2 protein-coding genes are annotated in these 449 nt (G+C 55.2%); both read right to left on the bottom strand.

Annotated features, from left to right (window positions below; genetic code table 11):
- The coding region (locus AB1462_RS32025; RefSeq protein WP_367249117.1) for a hypothetical protein at positions 1-223 on the bottom strand (223 nt) is incomplete at its 3' end.
- A 41-nt stretch (positions 224-264) separates the two neighbouring features.
- A partial coding sequence (locus tag AB1462_RS32020; RefSeq protein ID WP_367249115.1) for an AtpZ/AtpI family protein occupies positions 265-449 on the bottom strand: 185 nt, incomplete at its 5' end.

Below are 449 nucleotides of genomic sequence, written 5' to 3'. Positions count from 1 at the left end.
CTCTAAGCATGTTCGCTATGAATTCGTAGGAGATTTCCGACAGCGACTGCATCCGGCTCGGCACGATGCCGCGGCTCGACGTCGAGAGGAAAAGGAACGCGCTGGTCACCACGACGGTCGCAACCATGAAGGCTGCGGAATTGGTGAAGGAAAAATCTATCCCGCCGATTTCAATCGGAATCCATTTCGCGATATGAAATTGATGGACCGGATCGTTGGCCATTCAGGCCCCCCTCGAACAAAAATCGCACCCTTGGGCGCAGTTTACTTCTCGTCTGGCTTGCCGGCATCCTTGGAAGGCGCCTTCAAACCCACATCAGCTACCATTCCCGCAGAGCGCAGGACATTGAGCACACCGGCACCGAATCCTAAGAACAGAAACACGATAAGCCCCCAAGGAGACGTTCCCGCGAAACTGTCCAGAACCCAACCGATTCCGACCCCGACAA

This window comes from Pseudomonas sp. SB113 (genome assembly GCF_040754745.1).
GTDB lineage: Bacteria > Pseudomonadota > Gammaproteobacteria > Pseudomonadales > Pseudomonadaceae > Aquipseudomonas > Aquipseudomonas grimontii.
The sequence above is the reverse complement of the archived record's forward strand: the minus strand, read 5'-3'. Positions and strand labels throughout refer to the sequence as shown.